General features: G+C 72.6%; 23 protein-coding genes. 6 read left to right on the plus strand and 17 right to left on the minus strand.

Going from position 1 to position 25,354, the window contains the following annotated elements; genetic code table 11:
• Positions 1-88: 88 nt before the first annotated feature.
• On the minus strand, positions 89-550 hold the full coding sequence (gene soxR, locus QIS99_RS21705) for a redox-sensitive transcriptional activator SoxR (RefSeq protein ID WP_282515237.1): 462 nt from the start codon (positions 548-550) through the stop codon (positions 89-91).
• A 104-nt stretch (positions 551-654) separates the two neighbouring features.
• On the opposite strand from soxR, the gene QIS99_RS21710 reads away from it, so the two are divergent.
• Positions 655-1,119 (plus strand): MaoC family dehydratase, encoded by a 465-nt coding sequence (locus QIS99_RS21710; protein WP_282515238.1) that lies wholly within the window; start codon positions 655-657, stop codon positions 1,117-1,119.
• Here the strand turns inward: QIS99_RS21710 and QIS99_RS21715 are convergent.
• The 3 genes from QIS99_RS21715 to QIS99_RS21725 form a co-directional block, all read right to left on the minus strand.
• On the minus strand, positions 1,110-1,754 hold the full coding sequence (locus QIS99_RS21715) for a TetR/AcrR family transcriptional regulator (protein ID WP_282515239.1): 645 nt from the start codon (positions 1,752-1,754) through the stop codon (positions 1,110-1,112). The genes QIS99_RS21710 and QIS99_RS21715 overlap by 10 nt on opposite strands.
• Before the next feature lie 264 nt (positions 1,755-2,018).
• Positions 2,019-2,309, minus strand: a complete 291-nt coding sequence (locus QIS99_RS21720) for a YiaA/YiaB family inner membrane protein (protein ID WP_282515240.1) — start codon at positions 2,307-2,309, stop codon at positions 2,019-2,021.
• A gap of 113 nt (positions 2,310-2,422) precedes the next feature.
• A complete protein-coding gene (locus QIS99_RS21725) occupies positions 2,423-3,574 on the minus strand; it encodes an acyl-CoA dehydrogenase family protein (protein ID WP_282515241.1) in 1,152 nt (383 codons plus the stop codon).
• A gap of 75 nt (positions 3,575-3,649) precedes the next feature.
• Here QIS99_RS21725 and QIS99_RS21730 point away from each other — a divergent pair, with 75 nt between their 5' ends.
• The gene (locus QIS99_RS21730) at positions 3,650-4,333 is read left to right on the plus strand and encodes a TetR/AcrR family transcriptional regulator (protein ID WP_282515242.1); all 684 of its coding nucleotides are present in this window, start codon (positions 3,650-3,652) and stop codon (positions 4,331-4,333) included.
• 93 nt (positions 4,334-4,426) lie between these two features.
• Here the strand turns inward: QIS99_RS21730 and QIS99_RS21735 are convergent, their stop codons facing one another.
• The 10 genes from QIS99_RS21735 to QIS99_RS21780 all read right to left on the minus strand — a co-directional run bounded on the left by QIS99_RS21735 (position 4,427) and on the right by QIS99_RS21780 (position 17,969).
• Entirely contained in the window at positions 4,427-5,794 is a 1,368-nt protein-coding gene (locus QIS99_RS21735; RefSeq protein ID WP_282515243.1) for an MFS transporter, read from the minus strand.
• A 424-nt stretch (positions 5,795-6,218) separates the two neighbouring features.
• Positions 6,219-7,301 carry a Zn-dependent alcohol dehydrogenase gene (locus tag QIS99_RS21740; RefSeq protein WP_282515244.1) on the minus strand — a complete coding sequence of 361 codons (1,083 nt, stop codon included), beginning with the start codon at positions 7,299-7,301 and terminating at the stop codon, positions 6,219-6,221.
• An 80-nt stretch (positions 7,302-7,381) separates the two neighbouring features.
• Entirely contained in the window at positions 7,382-8,770 is a 1,389-nt protein-coding gene (locus QIS99_RS21745; RefSeq protein WP_282515245.1) for an aldehyde dehydrogenase family protein, read from the minus strand.
• A 249-nt stretch (positions 8,771-9,019) separates the two neighbouring features.
• Positions 9,020-10,567, minus strand: coding sequence for a SulP family inorganic anion transporter (locus tag QIS99_RS21750; protein WP_282515246.1), 1,548 nt, complete (start codon positions 10,565-10,567; stop codon positions 9,020-9,022).
• Positions 10,568-10,581: 14 nt separating this feature from the next.
• On the minus strand, positions 10,582-11,196 hold the full coding sequence (locus QIS99_RS21755; protein WP_282515247.1) for a carbonic anhydrase: 615 nt from the start codon (positions 11,194-11,196) through the stop codon (positions 10,582-10,584).
• A 272-nt stretch (positions 11,197-11,468) separates the two neighbouring features.
• Complete coding sequence (locus tag QIS99_RS21760) at positions 11,469-11,891, minus strand: hypothetical protein (RefSeq protein ID WP_282515248.1); 423 nt, start codon at positions 11,889-11,891, stop codon at positions 11,469-11,471.
• A 228-nt stretch (positions 11,892-12,119) separates the two neighbouring features.
• Positions 12,120-13,412, minus strand: a complete 1,293-nt coding sequence (locus QIS99_RS21765; RefSeq protein WP_282515249.1) for an MFS transporter — start codon at positions 13,410-13,412, stop codon at positions 12,120-12,122.
• Positions 13,413-13,415: 3 nt separating this feature from the next.
• Positions 13,416-14,843, minus strand: coding sequence for a CitMHS family transporter (locus tag QIS99_RS21770; protein ID WP_282515250.1), 1,428 nt, complete (start codon positions 14,841-14,843; stop codon positions 13,416-13,418).
• A gap of 141 nt (positions 14,844-14,984) precedes the next feature.
• Positions 14,985-17,240: a molybdopterin-dependent oxidoreductase gene (locus QIS99_RS21775; RefSeq protein WP_282515251.1), complete on the minus strand. Its 2,256-nt coding sequence runs from the start codon at positions 17,238-17,240 to the stop codon at positions 14,985-14,987.
• 114 nt (positions 17,241-17,354) lie between these two features.
• Positions 17,355-17,969: a TetR/AcrR family transcriptional regulator gene (locus QIS99_RS21780; RefSeq protein WP_282515252.1), complete on the minus strand. Its 615-nt coding sequence runs from the start codon at positions 17,967-17,969 to the stop codon at positions 17,355-17,357.
• A gap of 143 nt (positions 17,970-18,112) precedes the next feature.
• On the opposite strand from QIS99_RS21780, the gene hmgA reads away from it, so the two are divergent.
• From hmgA to QIS99_RS21795, 3 genes are all read left to right on the plus strand, one after another.
• Entirely contained in the window at positions 18,113-19,447 is a 1,335-nt protein-coding gene (hmgA, locus tag QIS99_RS21785; protein ID WP_282515253.1) for a homogentisate 1,2-dioxygenase, read from the plus strand.
• 22 nt (positions 19,448-19,469) lie between these two features.
• Positions 19,470-20,219, plus strand: a complete 750-nt coding sequence (locus QIS99_RS21790; protein ID WP_282515254.1) for a GntR family transcriptional regulator — start codon at positions 19,470-19,472, stop codon at positions 20,217-20,219.
• 154 nt (positions 20,220-20,373) lie between these two features.
• Positions 20,374-21,582 (plus strand): type ISP restriction/modification enzyme, encoded by a 1,209-nt coding sequence (locus QIS99_RS21795; RefSeq protein ID WP_282515255.1) that lies wholly within the window; start codon positions 20,374-20,376, stop codon positions 21,580-21,582.
• Between the two features lie 54 nt (positions 21,583-21,636).
• On the opposite strand, the gene QIS99_RS21800 is transcribed toward QIS99_RS21795, so the two are convergent.
• Positions 21,637-22,425, minus strand: coding sequence for an ABC transporter permease (locus QIS99_RS21800; RefSeq protein ID WP_408909599.1), 789 nt, complete (start codon positions 22,423-22,425; stop codon positions 21,637-21,639).
• 179 nt (positions 22,426-22,604) lie between these two features.
• On the opposite strand from QIS99_RS21800, the gene QIS99_RS21805 reads away from it, so the two are divergent.
• Positions 22,605-23,852 (plus strand): CaiB/BaiF CoA transferase family protein, encoded by a 1,248-nt coding sequence (locus QIS99_RS21805; protein WP_282515256.1) that lies wholly within the window; start codon positions 22,605-22,607, stop codon positions 23,850-23,852.
• Between the two features lie 118 nt (positions 23,853-23,970).
• Here QIS99_RS21805 and QIS99_RS21810 read toward each other — a convergent pair whose 3' ends face one another.
• Complete coding sequence (locus tag QIS99_RS21810) at positions 23,971-24,240, minus strand: hypothetical protein (RefSeq protein ID WP_282515257.1); 270 nt, start codon at positions 24,238-24,240, stop codon at positions 23,971-23,973.
• A gap of 218 nt (positions 24,241-24,458) precedes the next feature.
• Entirely contained in the window at positions 24,459-25,268 is an 810-nt protein-coding gene (locus tag QIS99_RS21815) for an SGNH/GDSL hydrolase family protein (protein WP_282515258.1), read from the minus strand.
• Positions 25,269-25,354: the final 86 nt, after the last annotated feature.

The raw sequence follows: 25,354 nt of genomic DNA on the forward strand, positions 1-25,354 counted from the left end.
CACTCCTCCATCGGGCGTCGGGTGTGGTGCGGGCCTGCAGAACTTCTCCCCACCCCGCCCCTTCCCGAAAGCCCTCGGCGGGCAGCCCCTACTTCCGGCCCTCCGCCAACAGCCGCGACCCCGTGAGGCGTTCACCGAAGACATCGTCCGGATTGGAGAGCACACAGGTCTCCAGCGACAGACAGCCGCAACCGATGCAGTCGGTCAAGTGGTCCCGGAGCCGGCCGAGTTGCGTGATCCGCTCGTCCAGCTCGGAGCGCCACGCCTCGGACAGCCGCGCCCAGTCGTCACGGTTCGGCGTCCGCTCCTCGGGCAGCTGCGCGAGCGCGTCCCGGATGGTGGCCAGCGGGATGCCGACCCGCTGGGCGGCCCGGATGAACGCGACCCGGCGCAGCGTGTCCCGGGTGTACCGGCGCTGGTTCCCGCTGGTGCGGCGGCTGCCGATCAGGCCCTTGGACTCGTAGAAGTGCAGGGCCGAGACGGCGGCGCCGCTGCGCTGGGACAGCTGGCCGACGGTGAGTTCATGAACCTTCTCCGGAATCTGCGCCACCCCATCGACCCTACCCGTGTGATCCGTTGACAGGCACACATACCGGCAAGCATGCTGAGCAAGCGCTTAGACATACTTACATGCTCATGTGGGAGGCGAGAGACATGGCGGAGCCGAGGATCTTCCGGTCGGTCGAGGAGCTGCGGGCGGCGGTCGGCGAGGAGCTGGGCAGCGGTGACTGGCTGGAGGTCGACCAGAAGCGGATCGACCTGTTCGCCGACGCCACGGGCGACCACCAGTGGATCCACGTCGACCCGGAGAAGGCCGCCGAGGGCCCCTTCGGCACGACGATCGCGCACGGCTACCTCACGCTCTCGCTGCTGCCGACCCTGGTGCCGCAGATCATGCGCGTGGAGAACGTACGCATGGGCATCAACTACGGCACCAACAAGGTGCGGTTCCCCTCCCCCGTCCCGGTCGGCTCGCGGCTGCGCGCCACCGGCACACTGAAGGAGGTCACGCCCACGAAGGACGGCGGCGTGCAGATCACGACGACCGTGACAGTCGAGCGGGAGGGCTCGGACAAGCCGGCCTGCGTGGCGGAGTCGGTGTCGCGCTTCTACTTCTGAGGGCTCGGGGCCCCGGTCCCGGCGCCCACCATCCGCAGCACGAGGTCGGCGTACATCGCGCCGACCTCGTCCGGCGTCCAGCGGCCGTCCACGTTGAACCAGCGGGCCACGTCGATGCAGAGGGAGAGCACGGCGAGGGTGGTCCCGGAGACGTCCGGCACCTGGAACTCGCCCGCCTCGACGCCGTCGCTCAGGATCCGCCGCACGGCGGCGTCGCAGCGGCGGCGCAGGAGGACGACCTCGGCGCGGTGCTCCTCGCCGAGCGCGTCCAGCTCGTACTGCACCACGCGCGCGGTGGTGGCCTGGCCGGCGTGCCAGACGACGAAGGAGCGCACGGCCTCGGCGAGGCGGTCGGCGGCGCTGCCGGGGCCGTCCGCGGCGGACTCCAGGATGGTGAGCGCCTTGGTGTGGCCGATCGTGCTGATTCTGTGGAGCAGCTCTTCCTTGGTCTTGTAGTGGATGTAGAGCGCGGCGGGGCTCATGCCCGCGCGGCCGGCGATGTCACGCGTGGTGGTCGCGTGGTACCCGCGCTCGGCGAAGGCCTCGACCGCGGCGATCAGCAGCCGCCTGGCCGCGTCCGGGCTCACCTCGCCCCACGGCATGTCCTCGCCGCCGGTCTCCTCCGCGGTGCTCATCCTCTGGCCCCTTCCGTCTGGCAGGACGCACACCATACCCGCTGACGGTGAGCAAGCGCTTAGGGGTGGACGGGGTCAGGGCACCGTCGACCGGGTGCGGGCGGGGGTGGAAGGGGTCAGGGCACCGTCCACCGGGTGCGGGCCCGTCGCCCTGCGGGCGGCTCCTTCCTTCCCGCCCCTTCCCGAAGGTCCGGCGGCGCCGCCGTCTGTCTGCAGCGCCTTCGTGGCTGGTCGAGCAGTTCCCCGCGCCCTTTCGGGCGCGTCTTACGGCGTCTTGTACGGGTCGTGGTCCGACAGGATCTTCTCGATCCTCGCCTGGTCGACCCGGCTGACCAGTGCCCCCGCCTCCTGCCGGTCGCGGACGACCTTGGCGAGGGTGAAGGACGACGTGACGAGGTAGAGCATCGCGATCGCGAGGAAGGCCCGGATCCAGACGTCGACGTCCATGTAGAGGACGGCGATCACGACGGCCGAGAGGGCGACCGCGAAGGACGCCACCGCCATGCCGTAGTACGCGGCGGTGTTGTGGTTCTTGTTCGGCGCTTCGGATGTCATGCGGGAGAGGATCGCCCGGAGCGGCGGCCTCTCCTATCCGTACAGCTACTCAACCACGTACTCAGAACGCGGTACTCAACCACGTACTCAGAACGCGATACTCAACCACGTACTCAGAAAGCCGAAATCCCCGTCAGCGCGCGCCCGATGACCAGTTTCTGGATCTGGCTCGTGCCCTCGTACAGCGTCATCACGCGGGCGTCGCGCAGGAGTTTGCCGACCGGGTACTCGTCGATGTAGCCGTAGCCGCCGAAGACCTGCAGGGCGTTGTTGGCCGCGCGGACCGCCGCCTCGGAGGCGAAGAGCTTGGCCTTCGACGACTCCGTGGTGAAGGGCCGCCCGCGGTCGATCAGGTCCGCCACACGCCAGGTGAGGAGGCGGGCCGCGTCCACGTCGACCGCGATGTCGCTGATCAGCTCCTGGACGAGCTGGTGCTGGGCGATGGGCTTGCCGAACTGCTCGCGCTCGCCCGCGTACCCCACGGCCGCGTCAAGGGCCGCCTGTGCGATCCCGACACAGCCCGCCGCGACCGACATCCGGCCCTTGGCGAGCGCGGACATGGCGACCGCGAACCCCTTGCCCTCGGGCCCGAGCAGCGCGCTCTCCGGCACCCGTACGCCCTCCAGGACCAGTTCGGCGGTGGCCTGGCCGCGCAGGCCGAGCTTGCCGTGGACGGTGCGGCGGGTGAGGCCGGGGGTGTCGGCGGGGACCACGAAGGCCGAGACGCCCCGGTGGCCGGGCTCGGGGCCGGTGCGGGCGAAGAGCAGGACGACATCGGCCCAGGTGCCGTTCGTGATGAACATCTTGGCGCCGTCGATGACGTACGAGTCGCCGTCCCGTACCGCCCTCGTGGTGAGGTTGCCCGCGTCGGAGCCGGTGCCGGGCTCGGTGAGGCCGAAGCAGCCGATCTGCGCGCCGGAGGTGAGGCCGGGCAGCCACTGCCGCTTCTGGTCCTCGTCGCCCCAGGACGCGATGGTCTTGGCGACCAGGCCGAGGGAGACGGAGACGATGCCGCGCACGGACGAGTCGCCCCGGCCCAGCTCCTCGGTGACCAGGCAGTACGCCAGGTGGTCGCCGCCCGAGCCGCCGTACTGTTCGTCGATCGTGAGGCCGAGGAAGCCGACCTCGCCGAGCTTCTTCACGATGCCCCGGTCCACGCTCTCGGCCCGGTCCCAGTCGACGACATGGGGCGCGATCTCCCGGTCGACGAAGTCGCGGGCGAGCTGTCGGACGGCGTTCTGTTCCTCGCTCAGCTCCAGGTCCACCGCGCACACCCCACTGTCGATCAGGCTTTAATTACCACTGCTAGTTTTCCTTCGGCAGGGCCTACTATGAGCCGCATGGCCCGACCGCGCAAGCCCCTGCTCAGCCGAGACCTGATCGTCGACACGGCGCGCGAACTCGTGGACGCGGAAGGGCTCGCCGCGCTCTCCACCCGCCGCCTCGCCGCCGAACTGGGCGTCAGCGGGCCCTCGCTCTACAACCACTTCCGTACGAAGGACCAGATCCTGGAGGCGGTCGCGGACTCGGTGAGCGCGCTGGTCGACCTGTCGATGTTCGAGGACGGCAGGCCCTGGCGGACCGCGCTGCACGACTGGGCCGTCTCCTACCGCGCGGCACTCACCGAGCACCCGAACATCGTCCCGGTGCTCGCCCGGGGCCCCGGCCGCCGCCCGGCCGGACTGCGGCTCGCGGACGCGGTGTTCGGCGCCATGACGGCGGCGGGCTGGCCGCCCGCGCAGGCCACGTCGATCGGCGCGCTGATGCGGTACTTCGTGCAGGGCTCCGCGCTCGGCTCGTTCGCGGGCGGCTTCGTCGACGACGAGACGGCGTACGACCCGGCCGACTACCCGCACCTCGGCCAGGCCCACCTGCTCGCCGACCGCCAGCAGCAGGTCGACGAGCGCGCCTTCGCCACCGGCCTGCAGGCGCTCCTCGACGGGCTCGCGGTGCAGTACGAGTCACTGGCCGGCCCCGAACGACGCGCTGCCGGCCCCGACCGGCCCGCCGCGAAGGCCCGTTGACGCGTCCCGCGCCGCGGGGTGACGGGCGTGGCGGTGTCGCGCTCCCGGACGCGCCGGTCCCGCGACACCGCCCCGCGGCCCCCGCACCCCCGGTCAGCGAGCGGCGGCCCGCCCGGCGAGCACCTTGATGCTGATCAGCGCGACTACGGCGAGCAGGATGATGTACGCCGACACCGACATGGACGTGCCGGTGAGTTCGAGCAGCAGCACCATCACGAACGGCGCGAGCCCGCCGCCCGCGACGGCCGCGATCTGGTAGCCGAGCGAAGCGCCCGTGTACCGCATCTCGGCCGTGAACAGCTCGGCGAAGAGGGCGGCCTGCGGCCCGTACATGATGCTCAGGAAGCAGCTGCAGACGAACGTGCCGACGGCCAGCCAGAGCAGTGAGCCGGTGTCGATGAGCAGGAACATCGGCACCGCCCACACGGCGAGCCCGACCGCACCCAGGCCGTAGATGCGGATCCGGCCGATGCGGTCCGAGAGGGCCGCGGAGAGCGGGATCAGGGCGAGCTGGGTGATGCTGATGCAGAGCGAGACCATCAGGACCGACTCGCGCTCCATGTGGAGTTCGCGGGTCGTGTAGTCGAGGACGCCGGTGATGATGATGTAGAAGGTCGCGGTGTTCACGGCGAAGGAGCCGCCCGCGAGCAGCACGGTGCCGAGGTGGTCGCGCAGGATCGTCCGCAGCGGGGAGCGCTGCTCGCCGTCGCCCTTCTCCTTCTCGGCGAGCGCCTTCTCGGCCTCCTTGAACGCGGGGGTCTCCTCGACCTTGGCGTGGATGTACCAGGCGAGCCCGAGCACCAGCAGGCCGACCAGGAACGGCAGTCGCCAGCCCCAGGCCGCGAAGGTGCTCTCGCTGGTGAGGGCGCCGGCGAGGAGGAAGACGGTGTTGGCCGTCACCACGCCGATGGGCACGCCGAGCTGGACGAGGCTGCCGTACAGGCCGCGCTTGCCCTCGGGGGCGTACTCGGTGGCCATCAGCATCGCCCCGCCCCACTGGGCGCCGACGGCGATGCCCTGCAGGATGCGCAGAACGACCAGGAGCAGCGGGGCGGCGATGCCGATCGTCTCGTACGTGGGGAGCAGACCGATGCCCGTGGTGGCGAGGCCCATCAGGGTCAGGGCCATCACCAGCATGGGCTTGCGGCCGCGCCGGTCGCCGATCTGACCGGCGATGACGCCGCCGACGGGGCGGGCGAGGAAGCCGACGGCGAAGGTCGCGAAGGAGGCGAGGACGCCGGCGGAGGGGCTGCCCGCGGGGAAGTAGAGCTCGCCGAGGACGAGGGCGGCGGCGATGCCGAAGACGAAGTAGTCGTACCACTCGACCGCCGAGGCGAGCGCGGCGGCGGTGGCCACCCTGCGGCGGTGCTTGTCCGTCGGGCCTTGGGCGGTTCCGGGGGTTCCTGGGGTTCCGGGGGTTCCGGGGGTTCCGGGCGTGACTGCGGAAGGTGCCGAGTCCATGCGGATGCACACTCCGGTGGGTGCGGGGACGGTGGATTCGGGGGGCGGCGCCGTGATGTGCGGGGAACGTACCGACCAGTCGGTGCGCGGTCAACGGGTCGCGCGGTCACAGTTTTTGCCGGGCGTTTGCCGGGGGGTTTGCCGGGGTTTCCTGCGTGCAGACAGCACGAAAGCCCCGGCCGCGGGGTGTGCGGTCGGGGTTGGGGGGGTGCGGTCAGGGTTGGGCTGTGGGCGTGTGGGTGTGGGCTGCGGCCGTGTGCGGGTGCGGCCATGTGCGGGTGCGGGTGCGGCCGTGTGCGGGTGCGGCCGTGTGCGGGTGCACCGGGGTGCGGGTGCACCGGGGTGCGGCGCGGGGCTTCTCCCCTGCCCGCCCCTTCCGGAGCCTGCGGCGCCTCGGGGGGGGGCGGGCGGGGAGTGAAAAGCCCTAGTCGAACACCACCAGCGCCCGGCCCCCCTTACCTGCCAGCATGTTCTCGAAGGCCGACGGGATGCCGTCCAGGCCGATCCGGTCCGTGACCAGGGAGCCCAGATCGAGGCGCCCCGCGCGCACGTGTTCCGCGAGGATCGGCACATCGCGCTCGGGATCCGTGTTGCCGTACACGCAACCGGCGAGCGTACGACCCCAGTGGAAGATCTCCAGCGCGTTGAAGCTGACCTGCTGGTCCTTGCCGCCGATGCCGACGACCGTCGTACGGCCGCCGCGCCGGGTGGACTCCCAGGCGGTGCGGATCGTCACGGCACGGCCCACGCACTCGACGGCCACGTCCGCGCCCTGGCCGCCGGTCAGCTTGCGGATCTCGCGGGCGGTGGTGTCCGAGGCGACGACGTACTCGGTGGCGCCGGCCGCGCGGGCCAGCTCCTCCTTCTCCGGGGAGACGTCGACGGCGACGATCGGGCCCGCCCCGGCGATCCGCGCGGCCTGGAGGGTGGCCAGGCCGACGCCCCCGACGCCGAAGACCGCCACCGACTCGCCCTCGCGTACGCGCGCGGAGTGGTGCACCGCCCCGTACCCGGTGAGGGCCGCGCAGCCGAGCAGGGCCGCGTCGGTGAGCGGCACCCCGTCCGGCACGGGCAGCACGCAGTTGGCGGCGACGACGGTCTCCTCGGCGAACGCCGCGACGTTCAGGCCGGGGTGCAGCTCGGTGCCGTCGGGCAGCTTCGCGTAGACGGAGGCGGCGCCGGCGAGCGCGTTGGTGCAGAGCCAGACCTCGCCGATCGAGCAGGCGTGGCAACTGCCGCAGGAGGGCGCCCAGTTGAGGACGACCCCGGCACCGGGCGCCACGTGGGTCACGCCCGCGCCGACGGAGACGACGGTGCCCGCGCCCTCGTGGCCGAGCACGCAGGGGGTGGGCACGCGCATGGTGCCGTTGGACAGGGACAGGTCGGAGTGGCAGACCCCGGCGGCGGCGAGACGGACCCGCACCTGGCCGGGGCCGGGCTCGGGCAGGTCGATCTCGGCTATCTCCAGCGGGGCGTCGACGGCGGGCAGGACTGCGGCGCGGACCACGTGGCGTACTCCTAGAACAGGTTCGGACAGAACAGGTGCGGAGAGAACAGGTTCGGACAGAACAGGTTCGGACGGCGGGCTCAGAACTGCAGGGACTTGGTCTGGAGGTACTCGCCCAGACCGTGCGGGCCCAGCTCGCGGCCGACGCCGGACTGCTTGTAGCCGCCGAACGGGGCCTGCGGGTTGAAGCGGCCGCCGTTGATGTCGACCTGGCCGGTGTCCATGCGGCGGGCGAAGGCGACGGCCTCCTCCTCGTCACCGGCCCAGACGGCTCCGGCGAGGCCGTAGACGGTGCCGTTGGCGATGGCCAGGGCCTCGTCCTCGTCGGCGTACGGCAGGATCGACAGGACCGGGCCGAAGATCTCCTCCTGGGCGATGGCCATGTCCGCGCGGACGTCCGCGAAGACCGTCGGGGTGATGAAGTAGCCCTTGTCGTACGGGGTTCCGGCGCCGCCGGCCACCACGCGGGCGCCTTCCGCGACGCCCTTCTCGATGTAGCCGCGCACCCGGTCCCGCTGCTTGGCGTTGACGACCGGGCCGATGCGCTCGCCGTACTTGGCGGCTGCCGCCGCGGCCAGCTCGACCGCCTCCTCGTACCGGTCGGCGTGGACGAGCATCCGGGTCCAGGCGCTGCAGGTCTGGCCGGAGTTGGCCATGACGTTGGCCACGCCCACGTTGACGGCCTTGGCGAGGTCGGCGCTGGGCAGGATCACATTGGCGGACTTGCCGCCCAGCTCCAGGGCGACGGGCTTGACGGCCGCGCCCGCGGTGGCGCCGATCTGCCTGCCGACGGCGGTGGAGCCGGTGAACGACACCAGGTCCACGCCCGCGTGCTCGGCGAGCGCCTGCCCGGCGACCGGGCCGAGCCCGGTGACCAGGTTGAACACGCCCGCGGGCACGCCCGCCTCGTGCACGGCCTCCGCGAAGAGCTGCGCGACCAGCGGGGTGTCCTCGGCGGGCTTGAGGACGACGGTGCACCCGGCGGCGAGCGCGGGCGCGACCTTGGCGACGATCTGGTGCAGCGGGTAGTTCCAGGGCGTGATCGCGCCGACGACGCCCACCGGTTCGAGCAGCACGGTGGAGTTGCCGATCTTCTCCTCGAAGGCGTACGACGCGGCGAGTTCGGCGTACGAACCGGCCACCGCGATCGGCAGGCCCGCGTGCACCGCCTGCGAGAACGGCAGCGGCGAGCCCAGCTCGGCCGTGACGGTCCCGGCGATCTCGTCCTTGCGGGCGGCGAGCGCGTCCCGCAGGGCGGCGATCCGCTCCGCGCGCTCGGCGGGCGGGGTCGCGGCCCAGCCGGGCAGGGCGGCGCGGGCGGCCCCGACCGCGGCGTCGACGTCCTCGGGGGTGCCTGCCGGGACGTGGGCGATCACCTGCTCGTCGACCGGGTTCACGACCGGGATCGTGTCCTGGCCTGCGGCAGGGCGCCACGCGCCGCCGATGTACATGCCGTCGTGCGCCTTCATGGCACTCCTTCCGAGCCTGCTTGCGTGATCCACGACCGAAGTCGTCCGCGACCGAAGTCGTCCGCGACCCAAACTAGCGGTGTTAGTTTTCGCGCGCCAGGGTCGCCGGGGCCCCGCTGAGGGTCCGGTTGCAGCGTACGGGCGTACGGAACGGCCCGGCAGTGGGTGCACCGCCGGGCCGCTCCGTTCCCTCCGTGACGCTCAGGCCATCACTCGGGCCGTCACTCGGGCCGTCACTCAGGCCGTCACTCAGGCCATCGCTCCGGCCTTCACTTCGGCCTTCGTGACCTTGACCGGCGGCGCCGCGCCCGCGAGGGCGTTGTGCCGCTCCTCCCAGGTGACCAGCGCCATCGCGCAGGCGTGGTCGACGTGACGCAGTCCGGTGAGGTCGATGTGCAGCTCACGGTCGGCGGGCAGCGACTCCAGGGAGTCGAGCAGCTTGGGCAGCCGCAGGAAGGTCGCGTTGCCCAGCACCCTTATCTTCAGGGCGGGTTCACTGCCCTCCTCGGCCACGGGCTCCTCGGTGACGTCGATGTGTACGTGCGAGACCTCCCAGGCGGTCTTGGCGATGGCGAGGAACAGGCCGATGAGCACGCCCTCGAAGAGGTTGCCGACGACGATCGCGACGGCCGTGACCGTCATGATCAACAGCTCACCGCGGTGCTCGCGCCACAGCGGCTTCAGGTCCTTCCACGGGATGAGCTTGAACCCGGCGTGCACCAGGACACCGGCGAGCGCGGCGAGCGGGATGACGCCGAGGGCCGCCGGAAGGGCCGCCGCGAAGATCAGCAGCCAGACACCGTGCAGGATCCGGGAGGCCTTCGTACGGGCGCCCGCAGCGACGTTGGCCGAGCTGCGGACGATCACCGCGGTCATCGGGAGCGCGCCGAGGACGCCGCAGACCGCGTTGCCGGCGCCCTGCGCCATGAGCTCCTTGTCGTAGTCGGTGCGCGGGCCGTCGTGCATCCGGTCCACGGCCGCGGCGCTGAACAGCGACTCGCAGGACGCGATCAGCGCGAACGCGAGGACCGTGCCGAGCATCGCGACGTCGGCGAGCGCGGCGAACTCGGCGCCGCCGGGCGGCTGTACGGCGTCGAGCAGACCCTGCACCTCGACCCGGGCCACCGGCAGGCCGAACACCGCGACGGCGAGGGTGGCGGCGGCGACGGCGACCAGCGGGGCGGGCAGGATCTTCGCGGCGGCCTTCCAGCGCGGCCACAGGACGAGCAGCGCGATGGTGCCGACGCCGACACAGAACGCGGCGAGCGCATCGGGCGACGCGGCCACGTCGAGGACGAGTCCCGGCAGTCCCGCGAGCTTGGCGAGGCCACCGCCGGGCGCCTCCAGGTCGGCCAGGGAGTACGCCTGTCCGGCGATCAGGACGAGGCCGATACCGGCGAGCATGCCCTGCACGACGGCGAGCGAGATGGCCCGGAACCAGCGGCCCAGCTTGAGCGCGCCCATGGTGATCTGGAGCGCGCCGGCGGCGAGGACGAGCACACCGAGCGCGGCCACGCCGTACGTGTCCACGGCTTCGTAGACGAGCACGGTGAGTCCGGCGGCGGGGCCGGAGACCTGCAGGGAGCTGCCGGGCAGGAAGCCGGTCAGCAGGCCGCCGACGATGCCGGTGACGATGCCGAGCTCGGCGGGGACGCCGGAGGCGACGGCGATGCCGACGCAGAGCGGCAGGGCGACGAGGAAGACGACCAGGGAGGCGGTCAGGTCGTACCGGAGCGTGCCGCGGGGGCCGCTGCCGGCGGGGACGTCGGTGGGGACGTCCTTTGTGGGGGCAGGCATGCTGTTCTTTCCCTTCACAGTGGGAGGAAGGCGTCGGCCGCCTGGTCGTGCTGCATGACCAGGCCGGTGTCGATGGCGTAGTACCAGCCGTGCAGACGCAGCCGTCCGGCCGCCAGGCCCTCGCGTACGCAGGGGTACTGACGAAGGCGGTCGAGCTGGGCCTTGACGTGGCGCTGCACATGGCCGGCCACCCGGGCGTCGTCGTCGATGCCCGACTCCGGGTCGCGGACCGGGAGGTGCGGCAGCTGCCGCTCCAGCCAGCCGGCGACGGCGGGCACGGCCGCCAGGTCCTCGCCGTGCACGCGGGCGCGGACGGCGCCGCAGTGCGAGTGGCCGCACACCACGATGTCGGGGACCTGGAGCACGCTGACCGCGTACTCGATGGTGGCGGACTCGCCGCTGGCGCCCTCGGCGTACTCGGGCACGGCGTTGCCCGCGGTGCGCAGTTCGAAGAGCTGGCCGGGGCGGGCGCCGGTGAACAGGGACGGGATCACCCGCGAGTCGGAGCAGGTGATGAACAGGGCTTCGGGGGACTGCCCTTCGGCGAGCCGGCCGAAGGTCTCGCGCTCCTCCCCCGCCGCGGCGATGCGGCCGGCGAAGTCACGGGCATGGTCGATGAACGCGTGCATGAAGGTTCCTCCAGGCGTTCCACGCCGGGCGGTCGGGCAGGGCGCGGCTCCGGGGCGACGACGGTGTCGCCTCGGTCGGTGCGCGCTGTCGTCCGGCCGTCGGGAAACGTGGTCGGGGGCGCTGAAGTGAGGAATGAGGTGAGAGTGGGGCCGGGACGTTCGGTGACCGCGCAGGTGCGTACCGAAGGTGCCGGGGCCGCGCGGGGTGGCCTACGGGTGAGGGGCCGCGGGGCGGTTGGCGTGCTCTGGGGCGTCCCGGTGGAGGGCGGGGCTCAGCAGCGGAACACCTGCAGCAGGGACGGCCGTTCGCCGGGGTCGGGGACCGCGGCGACCGCGGCGTGCCCGGTGACGGATTCCGGGGTGCGCGCCGGGTGTACGGCGGGCTCGGGGGCCGCGCAGCACGCGCAGGGCTCGGACTGCGGCGCGGACACGGCGGCCGAGACGCGGATCGCGCGCCGGTGCCGGCAGTCGTCGAACGGGCCCGGGTGGCGGTCGTGTTCGACGTTGGCGGCGCCGCGGCCCTGGCCCACGGCGACGGGGCTCACGGGCGCGGCCGCGACCGCGGTGTACGGGGTCCCGGCCGCGGGGGTCGGGCCGCCCGGGTGGGTCACGGCGCTGTCCGTGGCCAGGGCGAGGGCGAGAAGGACGCAGAGAGCGGCGGTCAGCGCACCGATCAGGGCACGGCACCGACGCATCTCAACCCCCTTGCACCTGTGGACGGTTCACACCTGGCTTACACCTGGCTTCACACCTGGCTTACACCTGGCTTCACACCTGGTTCACGGCCGGAACGGCAAACGCCGCACGCGCTCGGGCGCGCGGTGTGCCGTTGAGCGGTGATCACCATTGTGCCCAAGTGCTGTTTCCAGTGTGCAAGTTGCCGTGTGAACGGCGGGTTAACCACGGGAACAGTGTGGCTGGATTCACCCTGCTCGGTGCTGCGCGTGGGCCTTCTGGGCGTGCTTCGCGCCCGGTGTTCCGATGGTCCTTTGCGACCGCAGACCGCCGCGCGTCGCGAGCCCGGCGGCGCCCATGAGGAGCACGCCGAGCATCAGGAACGGCGCGGCGGCGCCCGCGACTCCGGCGACGAGCCCGGCGGACGCGGGGGCGGCGACCTGGCCGAGCCGGTTCCCGGTCAGCCGCAGCGCGAGAGCGGTGGAGCGGGCGCCGTCGGGGGCGGCCTGGACGACGGTCGTCATGGACAGCGGCTGGCCCACACCGAGGCAGAATCCGAGCGCGGCGAGCATCAGGGCGAGCCCCCACACCGGTACGGGCAGGGCGATCCCGGCGCAGAGCAGGCCGCCGACGAGGCAGGTGGCGACGAGCAGGGCGGTGCGGCCGATCAGCCGGATCATGGGCGTCATGACCAGGCGGCAGGCGATGGTGGCGGCGGCGCGCAGGCTGAGGAGCAGCCCGACGGTGGCGGGCGCGATGCCGCGGTGCTCACCGACGACCGGCAGGTAGGCGGTGAGGATGTCGGTGGCGGAGAGCACGGCGAGGCTGATGAGGATGCCCGCGGGGACGCCGCGGGTGCGCAGGATGCGGCGTACGGGGTTCCCCGAGTTCTCGGCTTCGCTCGAACAGGGAGATACCCCCACGGCGCCCTGGTCCCTGCCCGTGCCGGACGACGGGGCGCGGTGCTCGATGCGCCAGAGCGAGGTGCAGGCGACGGCGGCGACCGCGGCGGCGGCGGTCAGGGCGAGTGCGCTGGTCCGCGCCATCGCCCCGTCCTGCTCGGAGATGAGGAGTCCGGCGGCGATCGGGCCGACGAGCTGACCGAGTGAGGCCCCGATCGTGAAATGGCCGAAATTACGGTCCTGCTCGGCGGGCGCGGACTGCCGGGCGACGATCGACTGGGCGCCGATCACGAAGCACAGGTGCCCGAGCCCCATGACGCCGCTCCATGCGGCCATGGCGGTCAGGGAGTTCGCGGCGCCGCTCAGCGCGCAGCCGCCCGCGATCAGGACGACGCCGGCCGGCAGCAGCGGCGCGCACCGGCCGTGGTCGGTGCGGCGGCCGAGGGGGACGGCGGCGAACAGCGGCAGGAGCGCGTACACGCCCGCGATGACGCCGATCGCGCGTTCGTCGGCGCCGAGCGACAGGGCCCGGTAGGAGACCGCGGGCCGCGCCATCGACACCGCCCCCTGCGCGAAGCCGAAGGCGATGACGAGGCGCAGCAGCCACGTCCTTCCGGGCCCTGAACTGCCGTGCCGCATGGGTCAGATGATCCCGAAGAGGATGGCGGAGCCGAGCACCACGAGCGAGGTGAGCGCGGCCCATTTGACGGTGAACCGGGTGTGGTCGCCGAACTCGACCTTGGCCATGCCGACGAGGACGAACACGGCGGGCACCAGCGGGCTCGACATGTGCAGCGGCTGGCCTGCGATGGAGGCGCGGGCGATCTCCACGGGGGACACGCCGTGGGCGGCGCCGGCCTCGGCGAGGACGGGGAGGATGCCGAAGTAGAAGCCGTCGTTGGACATGAAGTAGGTCAGCGGCAGCGAGAGGAGGCCGGTGACCAGGCCCATCTGCGAGCCCATGGCGTCGGGGATGGAGTCGACCATCCACTGGGCCATGGACTCGACCATGCCGGTGCCGGTGAGGACGCCGGTGAAGACGGCGGCGGCGAAGACCATGCCGGAGACGTTGAGGACGTTCTCGGCGTGGGCGCCGATGCGGGCCTTCTGGTCGCTCATGTTGGGGAAGTTGACCGTGAGCGCGAGCGCGGCGCCGAGCAGGAACAGCACCGGGATGGGCAGCAGTTCGGTGATCATCGCGGTGAGCAGGGCGACGGTCAGGAGCGCGTTGAACCAGTACAGCTTGGGGCGCAGGGTGGCCCGGTTCGGGTCGAGCCCGGAGAAGGTTTCGCCGTCCTCGTTCTCGTACGAGGGGGCGCTGTGGTCGCCGGAGCCGGAGCCCGCGCCGGCACCCGAGCCCGCGGCCGCGCCGTTGCCCGCGCCGACGAGGACCTTCGTGCCCGCGGTCTCGGTGACCGTCTCGGTGACCGTCTCCGTGACCTCGTCCAGGGAGAGGTAACCGAGGCGCTTGCGCTCGCGGCGGCCGAGGACGTACGCGAGGACGACGACGGCGGCCAGGCCGACGGCGAGCGCCGGGATCATCGGCACGAAGATGTCGGTGGCGTCCACCTTGAGCGCGGTCGCGGCGCGGGCGGTGGGGCCGCCCCAGGGGAGGGTGTTCATCACGCCGTTGGCGGTGGCGGCGACACCGGTCAGCACGACGAGGCTCATCTTCAGCCGCTTGTAGAGCGGATACATCGCCGAGACGGTGATCATGAAGGTGGTGGAGCCGTCGCCGTCGAGCGAGACGATCGCGGCGAGCAGGGCCGTTCCGACGACGATCCGCATCGGGTCGGCCTGGCAGAACCGCAGGATGGCCCGGACGATCGGGTCGAACAGGCCGACGTCGATCATCACGCCGAAGTAGACGATGGCGAACATCAGCATCGCCGCGGTGGGCGCGAGATCGGTGACGCCGTCGAGGACGTAGTCGCCGAGTTGTGCTCCTTGTCCGACTATGACGCAGAAGAGCGCGGGGATCAGGACCAGTGCCGCTATCGGCGACATCTTCTTCATCATGATCAGGACCAGGAAGGTCGCGATCATGGCGAAGCCGAGGATTGTCAGCATTTGGGGTACCTAACGTTCGCCCTTGAACACCCACCAGGGCCGGCGGTTCGCATGACGTTAAGACCCGGTATTCCGCGTTAACAAGATGTTGACCTGCGAGCAATAAGAGCAAAACCCCAGGTCACGGCGTTGCCTGCACGTTCACGCGCTGGTGCCGGGCGCTGCGGCGACGGGCGTGAGCAGCACCGGCACCCCGTTGAGCACCGCCGTGCCGGACAGCGGGTCCAGGAGCGTCCCGTCGAGCAGCTGGTTGACGTTGGCCCCGGGAGCGGCCGCGGCGACGGCGGTACGGGTGCCGGGCCGGTCGTGGCCCCAGCCGTGCGGGAGGCTCACCACTCCCCGGCGTACGGTCGCGGTGACCTCGGCGGGTGCCTCGACCTCTCCCCCGGCGCCCTTGACCCGCACCGGCGCCCCGTCGGCGATCCCGGCGCGGGCGGCGTCCTCGGGGTGGATCTGCAGGGTGCAGCGGTTGGAGCCGCGGTTGAGCACGGGGACGTTGTGCAGCCAGCTGTTGTTGGACCGCAGATGGCGGCGGCCGACGAGGACGAGGCCGTCAGGCTTGAGGTCCAGGGCGGCGCGCAGCCGCGGCAGGTCGGCGGCGACCGGCTCGGGCAGCAGCTCGACACGGCCGCTGCGGGTGCGCAGGACCTCCGGAAGCCGGGACTTGAGCGGCCCGAGGTCGATGCCGTGCGGGTGGCCGAGCAGCCGGCCGAGGCCGAGGCCGTCCGGTTCGGCGCCGAATCCGTCGCCGTACGGGCCGAGGCGCAGCATCAGGTCGAGCCGGCGTTCGGCACCGCTGTCGCCGGTGAGGAGGGCGGCGAGTTCCTTCGGGTCGCGGCCGTGCCCGCGCGCGTGGGTGTCGGCGACGGCCTTGCCGAGGGCGCGCTCGATCACCATGTCGTCCACGGCACGCGCGGGCGCCCCGTGCATGCCGGAGACGGCGAGGATCAGCCGGGCGTGGATCTCGCACTCGTCCAGGTTGCCGTCCTGGAGCGGTACGGCGGCGCGCGTGTAGCGGGCCTGGTTGCGTACGGCGAGGGCATTGAAGGCGAAGTCGAAGTGCGCGCTCTGCGCGGGCGGCGGCGGGGGCAGCACCACGTGCGCGTGCCGGGAGGTCTCGTTCAGGTACGGGTCGACGCTGACCATGAAGTCCAGGCCCGCGAGCGCCCGGTCGAGGCGGTCGCCGTCGGGCGCGGAGAGCACCGGGTTGGCGGCGAGGACGAGCACCGCACGGACGCGGCCCTCGCCGGGGGTGTCGATCTCCTCGGCGAGCGCGGCGGCGGGCAGCTCGCCCTTGACCTCCGGGTGCCCGCTCACCCGGCTCGCCCAGCGCCCGGTGCGCCAGCCCTTGCCGGGTGCGGCGGGCCGGGGCGCGCTGCCGGTGGCGGAGAGCGGGAAGAGGGCGCCGCCAGGCCGGTCGAGGTTGCCGGTGAGGACGTTCAGGACGTCGACGAGCCAGCTCGCGAGGGTGCCGAACTCGACGGTGCAGGTGCCGATGCGTCCGTACACGGCGGCGGTGGGCGCGGCGGCGAGCTGCCGGGCGACGGCGCGGATCTCGGCGGCCGGTACGTCGCAGGCGGCGGCGACGGCCTCCGGACCGAACTCGGCGACCGCCTCCCGGACTTCGGCCACCCCGTCCACGTACGGCTCAAGGCGGCCGAGCGCGGTCAGGTCCTCCTCGAAGAGGACATGGACAAGCGCGGCGAGGAGCAGCGCGTCGGCGCCGGGGCGGATGGCGAGGTGGCGGTCGGCGAGCGCGGCGGTGCGGGTGGCCCGCGGGTCGACGACGGTGAGGGTGCCGCCGCGCTCGCGCAGCGCCTTGAGGCGGCCGGGGAAGTCGGGCGCGGTGCAGAGGCTGCCGTTGGACTCAAGCGGGTTGGCGCCGAGGAGCAGCAGGTGGTCGGTGTGGTCCAGGTCGGGTACGGGGATCGCGAGCGGGTCGCCGTAGAGCAGTCCGGAGGAGACGTGCTTGGGCATCTGGTCGAGGGTGCTGGCGGTGAACAGGTTGCGGGTGCCGAGGGTGCTGAGGAGGACCGGCGGGTAGAGGGCGCCGGCCATGGTGTGCACGTTGGGGTTGCCGAGGACGACGCCGACGGCGTTCGGCCCGTACTCCTCGATCAGGGGGCGCACGCCCGCGGCGATCGCGTCGAAGGCCTCCTCCCAGCTCGCCTCCCGCAACCGGCCGTCGCGCCGGACCAGGGGCCGGGTGAGGCGGTCGGGGTCGCCGTCGAGCGCGCCGAAGGCGGCGCCCTTGGGGCAGATGAAGCCCTGGCTGAACACGTCGGCGCGGTCGCCGCGCGCGCCGGTCACGCGCGTGCCCTCGACGGTGAGGGTCAGCCCGCAGGTGGCCTCGCAGAGCGGGCAGATACGGAGGGCGGTACGGGCGTTGCGGGACACGGGGTCCTCCCTGAGGGGGCGGCAGCGGCGGCGCACGATCCACGGCGAGCATACCGACCGGTACGAACGGGGGCGAGGGTCCTGCGGAAGGTTCGCCCGGCGTACGCCTGCGCTTCAGTCCAGCGCCCGCGCCAGGTACGCGTGCAGCAACTCCCGGGTCTCCGCGATCAGTTCCGGGTCACCCTCGGGCCGCAGCCGGAACGCCAGGCGCAGCACCGCGTCGGCGGCCTCCACGCCGACCAGGAGGCAGCGGCGCAGACCCGCGTCGAGGGAGCGCTCCAGGTGCCCGGCGAGGAGGTCCGCCAGGCGGTCGGCGAGCAGGTGGTTGGCCTCGGACGGCGCCTGCACGGGCCCGGCGAAGTCGACCAGGGCGAAGCCGGGGACGGTGCGCTTCATCGTCAGGTACTCGTCGAGCGCGGCGTCGACCGCGGTGCGCCAGTCGTCGTGCCCGACCGTCGCGAGGCGTTCGGAGATGCGCTCGGCGTACCGGTCGAGGTTGCGCTGCGCGAGGGCGTCGGCCATGGCGCGCTTGTTGCCGAAGAAGCGGTACACGGAGCCGATCGGCACGTCCGCGCGCCCGGCGACGGCACGGGTGCTCAGCGCCTCGTACCCGGCCTCGTCGAGCAGACCGGCGCAGGCGTCGAGTATCCGGCCCAGGCGCTCGGCGCTGCGCTGCTGCACGGGGGCGCGGCGCAGCCGGCTCGGGTCGGGGCCGTGGGTCCAGGACATGGGCGTGAGCGTAACCACCTCGGAAGCGGTTCGACCGCCCCGTTGACGGGACCTCCCCGCAATCCTACGGTTGTCCATAGGATTCAGGGGTTCAGGATTCACGATTCACGATTCAGGCATTCCTACGGCAGCGGGGAGCGCGCATGAGCGGGACCGAGCAGGCACGGAAGACGGCGGAGGGGCTCCTGTACCTCTCCGGGTTCGGCAACGAGCACAGCAGCGAGGCCGTCCCCGGCGCCCTGCCGCACGGCCGGAACTCCCCGCAGCGCGCGCCCCTCGGCCTGTACGCGGAGCAGCTGAGCGGCAGCGCGTTCACCGAGCCGCGGGCGCACAACCGGCGCTCCTGGCTCTACCGCATCCGCCCCTCCGCCGCGCACCCGGCGTTCACCCGCATCGACAACGGCGCGGTGCGCACGGCCCCGTTCACGGAGCCCGGGTCCGCGCCCGACCCGAACCGGCTGCGCTGGAACCCGCTGCCCGAGCCCGCGCCCGGCACGGACTGGCTCGACGGCCTCTGGACGGTCGGCGGCAACGGCGACGCGGCCCAGCGCACCGGTATGGCCGTGCACCTCTACCACGCCAACTCGCCCATGGAACGCCGGGTGTTCGGCGACTCCGACGGCGAACTCCTGATCGTGCCCGAGCAGGGCGGCCTGCTGCTCCGCACCGAACTGGGCCTGCTGCGCGCCGAGCCGGGCGAGGTGGCCCTCGTCCCGCGCGGGGTGCGGTTCCGCGTGGAGCTGCTCGACGCGACCGCGCGCGGCTATGTGTGCGAGAACTACGGCGCCCCGTTCCAGCTGCCCGACCTGGGCCCGATCGGCGCCAACGGCCTGGCGAACGCTCGGGACTTCAGGGCCCCGGTGGCCGCGTACGAGGACGTGGAAGGGGACGTGGAGGTGGTCAACAAGTACTGCGGCAACCTCTGGTCGGCGCTCTACGACCACTCCCCGCTCGACGTCGTCGCCTGGCACGGCAACCATGTTCCGTACGTCTACGACCTGCACCGTTTCAACGTCATCGGCTCGATCAGCTACGACCACCCGGACCCGTCGATCTTCACCGTGCTCACCTCGCCGACCGACACCCCGGGGCTCGCGGGCGTCGACTTCGTGGTGTTCGCGCCGCGCTGGCTGGTCGGCGAGGACACGTTCCGGCCGCCGTACTTCCACCGGAACGTGATGAGCGAGTACATGGGCCTGATCGAGGGCGCGTACGACGCGAAGACTTCCGGTCCAGGGGGCTTTGTGCCGGGCGGCGGCTCGCTGCACAACATGATGTCGGCGCACGGCCCGGACCGGGAGACCTTCGACCGGGCGTCCGAGGCGGAGCTGCGGCCGCAGAAGGTGGACGACGGCCTGGCGTTCATGTTCGAGACCCGCTGGCCGGTGACGCTCGCCCCGCAGGCGGCAGCGGCGTCCCACCTGCAGACGGGCTACGACGATGTGTGGCAGGGTCTCCAGCGTCATTTCCGGTCGTAAGCAGGAGCAGTACGGAGCAGTCGTGACCGCCTTCGCCCCGGACTCGATCGTCCTCAACCGCAAGCTGCCGCTGTGGTACCAGGTGTCGCAGTCCCTGCGCGCCTCGATACTCGGCCGCACCCCGGACGCGCCGCTGCGCCTGCCGACCGAGGAGCAGCTCGCGGTGCACTACGGCGTGAGCGTCCTGACCATGCGCCAGGCGCTCAAGGAGCTGGAGGACGAGGGTCTGATCAGCCGGCACCGGCGGCGCGGCACGTTCATCGAGCCGAGCGCCGAACGGGGCGCGCCGGTACGCCTGCTGGGCTCGGTCGACGCGATCGTGGCGCAGCAGTCGGGCATGCGCACCGAGTTGCTCGACCACGGCGAGGGCCCGGCGCCCGCGGATGTCGCCGGGTACTTCCCGGGCCTCGCCGAGGTGGCCACGTACCACCGGCTGCGCAGCGACGAGCAGACCGGGGAGCCGACCAACCACGCCCGCAACTACGTCCGCCCGGACGTGGCCGCCCGCATCGACCCGGCCGACCTGGAGCGCCGGCCGATGACGAAGGTGCTGCGGGACGTGGTGGGGCTGCACATCAGCCGCATCACGGACACCGTGGAGGCGAGGCTCGCGGACCCCGAGACGGCTGCGCTGCTCCAGGTCCCGCTGCTGAGCCCGATCCTGCACTACACCGGTGTGACGTACGACGAGGACGGCGGGGTCCTGGACGTCGCCCGCATCCACTACCGCGGCGACCGCTTCTCGTTCACGGTCACCCTGGACGCCCACTGATACCCGGGCCCCTGGACGCCCATTGATTCCTGGACGCCCTGGACGCCCATTGATCCCCGGACGCCCTGGACGCCCATTGATCCCCGGACGCCCTGGACGCCCATTGATTCCCGGACGCCCTGGACGCCCTCTGGTCACGCCGTACGATCGGAGCGTGACTCACTCGGACGTGGCAGCCGTTTCCGCCGCCCCGCTGCTCGACGATCTGCTGCCCTGGTCGGTCGCTCCGCTGCGGCTCGGCCGCGGCTGGCCGATGGCGCCGGACGCGGCGTCACTGAAGGCGCGCTGGGCGGCGTTCGTACGCGCGGACGCCGAGCAGCGGCAGGTGTTGTTGCACCCCAGCCGGTCCCGCACTCTGATCACCTCCGTCGCCCAGCTCCCCGGCCGGACCGGCGGAACGCGCCCGCTCGCCGCCGAGTCCGGGCCGTGCCCCGAGCCGGTGCGGGTGCTGCACGGGCCGTTCGACGAGCAGTGGCTGCTGCCCGACCACCGGCTGATCGACGCGGCCCGGCCCGAGCTGTGGCGGGTGGCGGACGCCGAGCAGCTGTTCCTGGTCGAGCCGGGGCAGGTTCCGGACGCGGGCGGCCCCGCCCTCGTCGCCACCGCGCTGCTGCCCGACGGCCGCTCGCCCGCCGGGCGCCCCGGCCGCATCCGCCCGCTGTACCGGCGCCCCGGCGCCACCGAACCCAACCTCGCGCCGGGCCTCCTGGACACCCTCGCCGTCCGCCTCGGCACCGGCGTACGCCCCGAGGACCTGCTCGCCTGGTGCCTGGCCGCGGCCCGCCGTACCCCCTCCGGCTGCCGGGTGCCGCTGACCGCCGACCCGGACGTGTGGGCGCACGGCGTGGCTCTCGGCCACCGGACCCTGTGGCTGCATCTGCGCACCGGCGAACGCCCCAAACTCCCCGGCGGCCGCCGCCCGTACGTCCGCTCCGCACTGCCCGCCCGCCCCACCGAGCTGCTCTACGACCGCGAGGAGGAGGCCCTGCACATCGGCGACGGCCGGATCTCCCCGGTGCCCGCGGCCGCCTGGGACTTCCATGTCTGCGGGGTGCGGGTCCTTGAGCTGTGGTTCGAGCGGCGTACGTGGCCGGAGCAGGCCGAGGGCCTGGAGGCGCTGCGGCCGTCGGCGTGGCCGCAGGCCTGGACGTCGGAGCTGCTCGAACTCATCACGGTCCTGGCGCTCCTCGCCGAAGTCAGGCCGCGCCAGGACGAGTTGGTGCGGGCGGCGGCGGAGGCACCGCTGGACGCGGGGGTGCTGCGTACGGCGGGGGTTCTCCCGGTCCCGCCCGCGTCCCGCCGCCCGGCCTCGGTCCTGGACCACCAGGAGGAGGGGCCGGGGGGACAGTTCGTGCTGCTGTAGGGCGGAGGGGAAGTCGCAACCCTGAGGGGAAGACGTATCCCCCAGGCCACCCCTTCAGGCCACATCACGGTGCAGCCGCCCCCGTGCCACCAGTTCGAGCACCGTCGCCACCGCCACCCCCTGTACCGCCATCAGTGCCACCAGCACGAAGAGCTGCACCGCGCCCGCCTGTACCGGTGACGCCCCGCCGAGCAGCATCCCGACGAACGCTCCGGGCAGCGTGACCAGGCCGACCGTACGGGTCTGGTCGAGGCCCGGGAGGAGCGCGTCCGACGCGGCCGGGCGGGCGACCAGGATGCGAGCCTCGGGGTCGCTCAGGCCGAGCGCCATGGCCGCCTCCACCTCGCCCTTGCGGGCCTCCAGTTCGTCCAGGGCGCGCCGGCCGCCGAGCACGGTGGCGGTGAGCGCGCCGCCGATCAGGATGCCGGTCACGGGGATCAGGGCGATGCCCTTGAGCGGCACGAGCCCGGTGAGCAGCAGCGCCAGGACCACGGGGGCGACGGCCACCCCGATGGGCACGGCCGCCCACGGCCAGCTCCCGCCCGGGGTGATGCGGCGTCCGGCGGTGCGGACGGCGACCGCATACATCAGGACGAGGAAGCCGAGCAGCAGCGGTACGGAGCGGATCACCCAGCCGATCAGCAGGGAGACCGCGACGAGTTGGGCGGCGGCGCGCAGCCCGGCGACGACGATCTCGCGTGCGCGGCCCCGGTCCTCGCCGGGACTGAGCCGGGCGAACGCGGCAACGCAGGCCGCCCCGGCGAGCAGCACGGCGAGGACGGCGCCGAGGGTGAGGTTGACAGGGAGCAGCGTGGTGGAGGCGTACGCGGGCACGGCGGTCACCCTATGTCCCCTGCCGCCGGAGGGGCTGTTCCCAGGGGCGGGGGCCTGCGCAACCGGCCACGACGGCGCGCGAGCCGAAGGACCCTGCGCGTGCGGATGATCAGCACCTCGGACCGTGAGCGTTGCCACGTCAACAGCCGGGTGACAAAGCCGATACGCAGGGTTCAGGATCGGGGACCATGCAGAACTCTCCGCCGCCCCCGCCGCCCCAGCCCCTGCCTCAGCCCCTGCCCCAGCCCCAGCCCCTCCCCCTGGACGGCATCACGGTCGTCGCCGTCGAGCAGGCCGTCTCGGCGCCGTTCGCGACGCGTCAACTGGCCGATCTGGGCGCCCGGGTGATCAAGGTCGAGCGTCCGGACGGCGGCGACTTCGCGCGCGGCTACGACACGGCGGCGGCCGGTCTGGCCTCGCATTTCGTGTGGGCGAACCGGGGCAAGGAGTCCCTGGCGGTGGACCTGAAGGATCCGCGGGGTCTGGCGGTCGTACGGGCGCTGATCGCGGAGGCGGACGTGTTCGTGCAGAACCTGGCGCAGGGCGCGGCGGCCCGTCTGGGCCTGGACGCGGCGTCGCTGTGCGCGGAGCATCCACGCCTTGTGGCGGTGGACATCTCGGGGTACGGGGCGGGCGGCCCGTACGCGGAGAAGCGGGCGTACGACATGCTCGTGCAGTGCGAGGCGGGCCTGGTGTCGGTGACGGGGACGCCGGAGCAGCCGGTGAAGGCGGGCATCCCGGCGGCGGACATCGCGGCGGCGATGTACGCGTTCTCGGGGGTGCTCGCGGCGCTGCTCAGGCGGTCGGCGACGGGGCTCGGCGGCCCGGTGGAGGTGTCGATGCTGGAGGCCCTCGCGGAGTGGATGGGGCATCCGCTGCACCATGCGATGCACGGGGGTGAACCACCGGCGCGCACGGGCCTCGCGCACGCGGTGATCGCCCCGTACGACGCCTACGGGACCGCGGACGGGGCGCGCGTGCTGCTCTCCGTGCAGAACGACCGGGAGTGGCGGCGCCTGGCCGAACTGGTCCTGGAACGGCCGGAGTTGGCGGACGATCCGGCGTACGCGACGAACGCGGCGCGGACGGCGCACCGGGCGGCGACGGACGAGCTGGTGGGGAGTGCGCTCGGCCGGCTCGATGTGGACACGGCGCTCGCGCGTCTGGAGAAGGCGGGGATCGCGTGTGCGCGGCTGCGGGATGTCACGGAGGTGGCGGCGCATCCGCAGTTGGCGGCGCGGGAGCGGTGGCGCGAAGTGGGTTCGCCGGTGGGGCCGCTGCGGGCGCTGCTGCCGCCGGTGACGCTGCCGGGCGGGGCGGAGCCGACGATGGATGCGGTGCCCGCGCTGGGCGAGCACACCGAGGCGCTGCTGCGTGCCGTGGGGATGCCGGACGCCGAGATCGCAGCGTTGCGCCGGGACGGTGTGGTCGCCTGAGCGTGGCGGGCCACCGGGGTGCGGTGGCCAACTGAGCGTGACGGGCCGGGGTGTGGCCCGCGGGCTGCGGGCTCACACTGTCGTGCTCTGCTCTGTCCTGCTCGTTCCGTACGGCGGTTCAGTGGCCGCCGAAGAGCGAGCGGGTCAGCCGCCGGAGCGGCGCGAAGAGAGAGACCTTGCGCACACGGGCCACCCGGCTCGTGCGCTCGCGCGCCACATCACGCGTCGTGAGCTCACGCATCAGCAACGTCGCGTCCGCCGATTCGCGCTGCGGGACGGCGGGGCCGCCCAGCACCGCCAGATGGCGGTCGAGACGAGAGCTGGTCGCGCTGCTCCCGCAGGTGATCGCAGGGACTCGCGCCCTGCTGCGCACTGTTATCTGTTCCATGTCACTCCCCACCCGTACGAGGGCACCCGGCCCGGGCAGGTTAACCCTATCGCCCCGCACGGACACCCGTGTATCCCGGTCGTAGGATTCACTTCCACCTCAAGGGTGTTGACGCTCACTCCCGAATACGCCTGATTCCAGGGTGAGTTGGACAAGTGGGGCGCGGGCGGGGGCCCCGGTCGTACGGCAACTCCCGCCCGCGGTGGGACAGTCGTCGTTCACACGGTGCCGTTGAGGGTGGGCAGGTAGCCGCCCGACTGACCGGCGGCGGTGGGGTGGTAGGACTCGCCGATGTTTCCCCAGTTGACGCTGTGCAGCCAGGAGTCGCCGGAGCAGATCTCGTGGCCGGTGAAGGCCGGGACCACGTCGCCGAACGCGAAGCCGTGGTCGGCGGCCCGCTTGGCGGTGGCGGCGTTGAGGTGGTCGGCGGCGCCGTTGATGGCGGCGCGCTCGTTCTCGGTGAGCCCGGCGACGCAGCTGCCGTTCAGCTTGTAGAAGCGCGGGTAACCGAGCACGGAGACCTGGGCGTTGGGGGCCTTGCCGCGGATCGCGCTGTACGTTTCGTCGAGCTGCCCGGGAAGCGTCGTGTCGACATAGCGCTTCGCCTCGTTGACGCGGGCGATGCAGGCGCTCTCGGACTGCAGGACGCAGGTGGTCATGACGTCGGCGAAGCCCGCGTCGTTGCCGCCGACGGTGAGGGAGACGAGCGTGGTGCCGGCGTTGAGCGGCCCCAGCTGGTTGTTGATCACATCTCCGGTACGGGCGCCGGAGCAGGCGGTGAACGAGAAGGACGACGGGGAGTGGGAGTCGGCCCACAGCACCGGGTAGGCGCGGGTGCTGCGCTTGCAGTCGCCGCTGCCGCCGTCGTAGCTGCCGGCGCCGAGGCCGGAGGAGTAGGAGTCGCCGAGCGCCACATAGGCTTCGGCCGCCGCACCCTCGGCTGCGGCGGCCGTGCCTGCTCCGGTGAGAGCTAAGCCGGTGGCCAGGAAGAGCGACGAGGCGTACGTCTTGATTCGGGACAGTCTCATGGAACCTCCCTTACGCAGGATCTCTGCAACTGCCGTGGTAGCACGCGGCAGTTGAACCAGGGAGCAGCCATGCCAGGAAGGTTCGG

This window comes from Streptomyces solicavernae, assembly GCF_029968095.1.
Taxonomy (GTDB): Bacteria; Actinomycetota; Actinomycetes; order Streptomycetales; family Streptomycetaceae; genus Streptomyces; species Streptomyces solicavernae.